Consider the following 7,128-nt stretch of genomic DNA (forward strand, 5'->3'; position numbering starts at 1 on the left):
TCATGACCTCACAGGTGTGTCTCCACCATGATTTGAGGCCGCTCGAGGCACAAAAAAAGGCCCGCGATTGCGGGCCTGGACATCGATCTGTAGAGACAAACCTAACAGGTTGGCGGCAGCAGCGCGGCCCGAGCCAAGTCTTCCTTTCGGTAGTACCGGGCAATCTTCCCCGAGGTCTCGAAAATCGGTCTCATGCCGTTCCGGTCGAGTTCGTCCTTCATCACCCCGATGTTGCGCCGCCAGCCGCGGGCGATTCGGTGCAGAGACCTGTGGCTGTCGAGGAACGCATCGATCGACTGACGATGGACGAAGGGTTGCTGTCTTTTCGTTTTCGGATTCGTCCTCACCTCGACAGGCAGCACTCCGTTCTTTACGAGGGCCGTGACGGTGACCGTCGTCGTAGAAAGCGCCCGCTCGACTTCCGTGAAATTGAGATAAAGGGGAGTTCCGCTCTCATCTCGAAGGGGTCGCACCACCGACGCAATAACCTGCCGCAGGTCGACCAAGAGACTTCCCAGCGTCATCGAGGCATCCGTGCGGGCAACGTTGGCCAGCTTGCCGTCGAGGATCATTCCGATGACATCGGACTGGGTGACGCTTCCCTGCTGGGCGGCGGCGGCAAGCGAAACGAGGCCATGTGCTCCGCGCGCGATCAAGGCATGCCGGAACAGCCGTTCGCGAAAATCGTCAAGATCGGCCTTTCCGATCCGGTAGAATGGCCGATCGCTATTCGCACCTCGCTCAGAAGCGACGATATGGCCCCGGTCGATGAGATCGCGCACGCGGTCGTCGTGTGTTCCCAAAACTGCGGCGACCTCTACCGTCGTCATGTTGCCAACCGCATCCGCAAGGATTTCGTCTGCGGCCTCGACCGAGAAGTAGACGCGCCGATCCGAGAGCCTGGAAGGGGCGATGACACCACGCTCTTCGACAAGGGTCCTGATCCGCTTCCGGTCCAGGCGGTACTCGAAGGTGGCCGAACGAACGGAATGAAGCTGCCGCCGCTGGACAGGAAAGATGAAATGATCCCCGGGACCAACCGGCACATAGCGCTCTACGAGGTCCTGGAACAGGCCGACGACCTCGGCGTAAGCCGGCACAGCGGCATTGTGCCGAAGACGACGGACCATGGGTCCGAAAAACTCCGTGGTGTTGTGGGCAGCGGGTCGGTGAAGGTCGACCGCTTGCCTCACCACCATCTCGATGGCCTCCCGCCCGCCGAGAGCGACGAGATAGCCTGCGGCCCTGACGCTATGCGACGAGGCCGCCTTTCCACCTACAATGAAAGACGGGAGGTGGTTATGCAGGAGCCATCCGATGAAGTGGAAGAGCATGAGCAGCACGTAGACCTCCTGACGGTCGATAAATGACTCGGTGCGGTTCCCGGTGATGCGCCCTTCGATATACGCATCGACCGCGAGTTCGGCGTCGTCGGCGGAACCGCCAGATTGGCATTCAAGGTGCCACCCTTTTGCCGTGAACATTGCGACGTCGTTCTCGGGAGCGTCTTCGTCTCCTTCAACGAGGAGTTCGCCGTGACGCGTGCAGGCCATGACGGCCCGCGTCAACCAGGCTGCTCGCACGAACGGGCGCGATTGCGGTCTGCCGCTGCCATTCTCCACGTCCTCTACAAGGCAACGAGGGCAGAAGCGAAACCGCCCCGCCACTCGCATCTCCTTGCGGAAGACGGCATCGCCGAGCCGCCATTCTCCGGCTTCCCCCCTCGTCGGCACAGCGAAGCGCCGAAGCCTGTCCGTCGAGACGCCGGACCACGACGACAGCGTCCGCATCGCATCGTCCTCTCCGCGAGCGACTGCGTGCACTGTCGTGCCGCCGCTTCTGACGAGCTCGTCGATGGACGCAAAACCCATGGCACGCGCCAATCTGGACACAAGACTGACGGGCGTCTCGGTCTCAGGATGATAAGGTACGTTGACTGGGAGTCTCATGCGGCCCTCCTGCTCTTGGCCGGAGGAGCGAGATCGTAGAGAGCGTTGGCCGGTACGATTTCAAGCCAGTTGGCGGCGACGAAGACGTTGTCGCGGCGCATGCACCCCGTCATTTCCTCGTAAACCTTCGAGAAGTCTGAGAGCTTTACCTGGCGTCGTCCCTTGTCGGCGGCGCGGAAGCATGCCTCCTGCACCATTTCGATCACCGACCCGAAGGCTCCGCTCGCGGCACGGCAGAGCTTCTCGAGAAACACTTCGGTGAGCATGTCATCGGCCCGCGTCATCCCGCAGTCTTCCTCAACGACACCCGCGGTGATCCGCTCAAGCCATTCGGCATCGTCCGGATATTCCATCGGCTCGTAGCGCATGACGTAAGAGCGTCGCGCGAGCTGGAGGTCGCCTTGAAGGAAAGCGCTCAGTGCCGGCACTCCTGAGTAGATCGTGTGGATTGGCCACTCCTCGATCTGCACGAGTGCCTTGAGGATATCCTGGACCGCCTGGATGGCCTTGGGCGTGTTGTTGCGGAGAACGTCCTGCATCTCGTCGATCCAGATCGCCTTCACCCCACGCTCCTTCAACTGCTCCTTGAGGAACACGTAGAGTTCCTGCTCCGTCTTCCGTCCTTTCGCAGGAACCCGCATGGCGGTCAGAAGCTCGACGGCTAGCGCCCTCATGCTACATGGCTTGGGCGGCTTGATGCAGATGAGGGGAGTCACCTGATCGCCGTACTGGTTCTCGAAGGGCCGCCACTCGTCGATGAGGGGGAGATGGTGCTTGATGGAACGAGTCTTCCCGCTGCCCGTGCCGCCGATGACGAATAGCGAGCGGCGGTGTGACCCTTTCCCCCGCTCGATATCCTTGGCGTTCTGGCGGAGCTTCCCGATGAACTGCATCAGGAGCTTGTCACGTCCGGTTTCGAAGTAGCGGTCTCGGCTCCGCTGGCGGATTGCCTCTGCGTCGATCTTCGTGGCCATGATCAGTCGTCCTCCTGCTCGTCAAACTTCGAACGCGTTGGCGTGTCGGCGGCGCGGGGCGCAGGAACGTCGTCCTGCGGGCGATGCCCGCGGTCACTCTTGTCAGTCAGGAGCGTCTCCTTGGGAGCCGCATCAGGGGCGGCCTCCATGATCTCGTCAGCCTCACAGTTCGCCTCCCAGCCGCGAACGACCTCCCGGTTGAGACGCTCCATGTCCTCGGGTGTGGGGATGCGAGCACCGAGGTTGGCGCGGATCGACGCGGCCTCGCCCGTCTTACGCAAGCGTCGGATGCCCGCGTACATGACCTTCAGGTCCTCCTTCGTCTTCTCTGTGATGGTGTCACGCTCCTCCTTGAGGACGGCGAGCCACTCGTGGAATGACACGGTCTTGTCGAGGCCGAGCGCGTTCTCGACGGCGAACCATTCCCGTTCGTCGCGCGCCTTGGCGAGTACGTGTTGCGCGCACATGGGGTCGTACATGACGTCGATGGGCTTCTGTCCGATTCGGCGGCGGAGTGCGTTGAGCTTCTCGTCGCGGAAGGTGACGCCCATGACGACGATGCCGTCCCGGGAAATCTTAGCGGTCGTCGGATAACCGAAAGCCGCGATCATGCCGAGCTGTCCCGGCGGATGCTTGATCTTGATCGAGTCGGTCGCCTCTACCCACTCGTTGTGCGGCGTGTTGCCACCAAGGCCTCTGTGGCGCTTGCGGTGGTAGATGTCGCAGATCGCGAAGATGATGATCCGCGCGAACTCGTCCAAGTCCACGCTTGCGTGGGTCTCGGCGTCGTAGTCCCCTTTTTCCTCGACCGAACCGAAGGTGCGGCCGTCGAAGTACTGCGTGATCGCGGGGCCGATGGTGCCGAACAACCGCTCGATAAACGGCCGTCTAGGAGCGTCGCCTGCCGGCTGACGCACGACGGTGATGCCGATCGACTGCGCTCCCGTGACGAAGTGGTCGGTGAGGAACGGCGAGCCATTGTCCATGGAAGCAAGGTCGGGCTTCACGTAGCCTGACCAAAGGGTCTCAGCTCCGACCATCAACGAGAGATCGGACTTGTCGGTCATCGCCATCCGAAGCGCACCCGCGACGGCTTCCGCCGAAGGGGTCGGGGTCACCTTTACGGCAAGCACGTACCTAGTGGCGACGTCGATCACGACGGTCACTGCGACGCGAAGCGTTTTGGGGAGTGCCTTGACGAACACGTCAGGGAGATGTGCCCAGACACCCGTCTTGACCCACAGGGTGATCAGATCGCCCTTCCACTCATCGATTTCTACTTGAGCGCCTGGACGTTCAATGTCGAAGCTCGCCTTCACGTCCCGGAAATGCTTGAGGGCAGCTTCCTCTCCTTCGCGGCTGGCCATCACCTCGAACGCGTCGAACCGGGAGATCGCGTTCTTCATCTTGGTGAGCGAGAATTGGAGAAGCGCGGGACGACCTGCGGCCCGTCGCTTGTCGTTTTCTGCGTCCAGTTCCGCCAGATATGCGAGCTGAACTTGGGCTGGATTGAGCCGAAGTCGGCTGAGATATTCCCGCGCCATCTTTTGGTGGAAGATTTCGCTGTCGCGGCACGGGATCACGGTACGGCTGCCCGGGCCACGATGAAGCGGCACGAACACGACGGGGTTTCGCCCCGCGTCGAGGTACTTCACGTAGTCCCGTCGGAACGTCTTCCAGGTTGGGCAGTTGGTAAGTTCTGCGACGGCCTGCCCGGTGCGCCGACGGCGTCCGTTCTTGGACTTCGCGTTGGGGCCGAGGAGAATTGCTTCCCACCAATCGTCCAGCATGGGCTGAAGCTTCACCGAGAACGGCAGCTTCTTCTTGGCATCCCTACAAGCATCCTCGTAGCGATTGATCAGCATTTCTCTCTGTCGCGCCGCCAACTGAACCTCGGGATCAAACGAATTGAGGGTCTTGTCACCGTGGACGGCGAGCAGACGCTGGATCGGCGCGCTGTGGTGGTAGTAGTGGATTTCTGCCTTTCCGGTTCTGAGGCGATCCCAGATATCCCGGTGCGTCATCTCCATCGTCCGGTCGCTGTCCTCCTCGTGAACGAACGTATAGGTCAGGCTGTCCGAGCGGACAGGGATGTAGTTCTGGGTCCCGTTACTGAAACGGTCGGTACGCCCCATCGAAATGAGGGAGTGATGGTGGACGCGGGTCGGAAGGGGGTAGCTCTGGGACACGTACGCTCTCCTTTTCGTGTCGTGACGGGCTGGGTAGGCTCAGACGGCGTGGCAGTTGCCATGCCGCATATGAGCCAGGTCAGCTCGTCGATCCGACCGATGCCCTCGGAGACAAGTTCGCCGAGGTCAATGAGACGCCAGATGGCAGCCCGACGGGCAGCCACGTCCTGGCATCCGGAGAGGAGAGTCAAAAATCTGAAGCGTCCCGTCATGCGACGGACGATCTCGCGGAGTTCGTGTTCGTCGGCGGGATCGCAGGTCTCGCGCGATGCGAGGATTTCCGAGGAATTATGGAAGGAGGCGAGCGTCGCGTCTCGCTCCGTCATGAGAAGGGTTTCATCAGCAAGCCTGCGGCCGCCAGATTTCTCGGCGATCCCCGCCTGCTCGATACGCGACAGCATGTCGAGCATCACGGCACGCTTGCGGTACATCTTCACGGCAATCGCCAGCCGCCGTCCGTCCTCGAACACGACGTAGTAATCGAAAGTGTGGTTCCGGGTCTTGCCGTCGGCGTCAATGTACGAGACGCGGGGGTATTGCGAATGGATTTCGCGGACGTTCTTCCACGTCTGGAGCTTGTAAGACACGCGAAGCTCGAGAAGGCTCTCGTGCCACAGGATGATGCCGCGGAAGATTGAGTGTCCGCGCGACGTCGTCGCCTGCTTGAGGGCAGGCTTGCGGGTGGCGAGGCCCGGATGCGGGGCCGTATAGCGGAACGATTTGGGGTTCTCGGGGCCGCTCTGGACCGACAAAGCGGCATCGCGACAACATTCCGTCGTGGCGCGGCGGCGCACTTCTTTGGAAACGACAGCGGCCGCCGAAGCGGCAGCCATGGCTTCGCGCTTCATATAAAGCTTGCGGGCGATGCGATGCTTGAAGTTCATGCGGGGGCTCCCTCTCGGCTCCGATGGACATGTCCACTGGCCGAAAACGCACCCCTTCAGGTTGGCTCACGGCTCAGTGAGGAGATGTTCTCCGTATGAAAGCCATGCGCGTACCCTTCCGCTCTTCTCCGTGACGCATCACGGGCTACCGTTTAAACGAGACATTCGTCCCGCATTGGAGGTCCTCCCTTGCGCCCCTATCAGGCACAAATTTCGGACCGGCCGGTCGTGTACGCGTCAGATATTAACAAAAGGTTAATGTTTTCGCCGATTGGTTTGTCCCTGCGTGGCCAGGGCATTACGCTGCGTTCGAATTGTCCATCTGTGAGTCAAGAGTAGTTAAGGCTACTAGCATCGTCCCAAAGAGATGCGACCAGCCTTCGATTCCATTTATGGATGCTGCATTCCTGACACCGTGCTTGCGGCATAGTTCGGCGACGACAATGCCAGTCTCGTGCACCTTTCAAAATGCCGATGATCTGCTCTTCCGAAAAACGGCATGTCCTACGAACTTCAACTCGGCTTAATTGTTAAGGCGACGTCACGAGAACTCGCTGGAGCATCGTGTCAAGATTGCGCCGGCTGCATATGAGATCAATAATGGATGGAACACTCAAAGCGAAATCTCTGCATGAAACCGTCTGATCCCGAAGTGTCACTTTTCATCATGAATGCATTCGTGGAAATCGGCCGCACGGCCAAACTTCGGATCATCGTCGATCAAGATCGGCTGAAGTTCGAGGATCATCCCTTGAAGCCTCAGTTCGATGCGATACACGCAAGGCTTCTATTGATGGAGGACTTCGAGCGCGCTCACGGACCAGGGAGTTGTATCCATCTCGAGGAACCGATCACCGCAAGAGACGTGGCCGCAGGTCATCGTCGCTTCGATATGGAAGAAGTGGAGAACGCGCGACGGGCACCGAGTGCAGAGAGGGTTAGAATCCTGGAGCGTGCGTAGTTGCTCCCGCAATTTGATCGAGAAGGGTACTTGCGTTGTCAAACTGGTCTGCCCCCTGAAAAGTGGTCCTCCCTGAAGTAGGCTCGTGAGCCGTTGGAGAGGACATTGGAATGCCCCAGAAGAAGCACAAGCCCGAAGAGATCGTCGCGAAGCTGCGCCAGGTTGATGTTT

4 protein-coding genes are annotated in these 7,128 nt (G+C 60.3%); 1 reads left to right on the forward strand and 3 read right to left on the reverse strand.

The annotated features are described in order from the left end of the window. Positions 1 to 101: 101 nt before the first annotated feature. From C7I85_RS11395 to C7I85_RS32135, 3 genes are read right to left on the reverse strand one after another with little or no spacing between them, the layout of a single operon-like run. Positions 102 to 1,949, reverse strand: a complete 1,848-nt coding sequence (locus C7I85_RS11395; RefSeq protein ID WP_106724065.1) for a TniQ family protein — start codon at positions 1,947 to 1,949, stop codon at positions 102 to 104. Beyond that, positions 1,946 to 2,923, reverse strand: a complete 978-nt coding sequence (locus C7I85_RS11400; protein WP_106724066.1) for an ATP-binding protein — start codon at positions 2,921 to 2,923, stop codon at positions 1,946 to 1,948. The genes C7I85_RS11395 and C7I85_RS11400 overlap by 4 nt, the downstream gene beginning before the upstream one ends. A 2-nt stretch (positions 2,924 to 2,925) precedes the next feature. Then, positions 2,926 to 5,112 (reverse strand): DDE-type integrase/transposase/recombinase, encoded by a 2,187-nt coding sequence (locus tag C7I85_RS32135; RefSeq protein WP_146148856.1) that lies wholly within the window; start codon positions 5,110 to 5,112, stop codon positions 2,926 to 2,928. A gap of 1,515 nt (positions 5,113 to 6,627) precedes the next feature. On the opposite strand from C7I85_RS32135, the gene C7I85_RS11415 reads away from it, so the two are divergent. Further along, the gene (locus C7I85_RS11415; RefSeq protein ID WP_106724068.1) at positions 6,628 to 6,957 is read left to right on the forward strand and encodes a hypothetical protein; all 330 of its coding nucleotides are present in this window, start codon (positions 6,628 to 6,630) and stop codon (positions 6,955 to 6,957) included. Positions 6,958 to 7,128 lie beyond the last annotated feature (171 nt).

It is taken from the genome of Pseudaminobacter soli (ex Li et al. 2025), from assembly GCF_003012705.1.
Taxonomy (GTDB): Bacteria; Pseudomonadota; Alphaproteobacteria; order Rhizobiales; family Rhizobiaceae; genus Pseudaminobacter; species Pseudaminobacter soli.

Coding starts and splice junctions, on each gene's coding strand:
- C7I85_RS11415 (WP_106724068.1), top strand. CDS start 6,628: ATGAAACCGTCTGATCCCGAAGTGTCACTTTTCATCATGAATGCATTC.
- C7I85_RS11400 (WP_106724066.1), bottom strand. CDS start 2,923: ATGGCCACGAAGATCGACGCAGAGGCAATCCGCCAGCGGAGCCGAGAC.
- C7I85_RS11395 (WP_106724065.1), bottom strand. CDS start 1,949: ATGAGACTCCCAGTCAACGTACCTTATCATCCTGAGACCGAGACGCCC.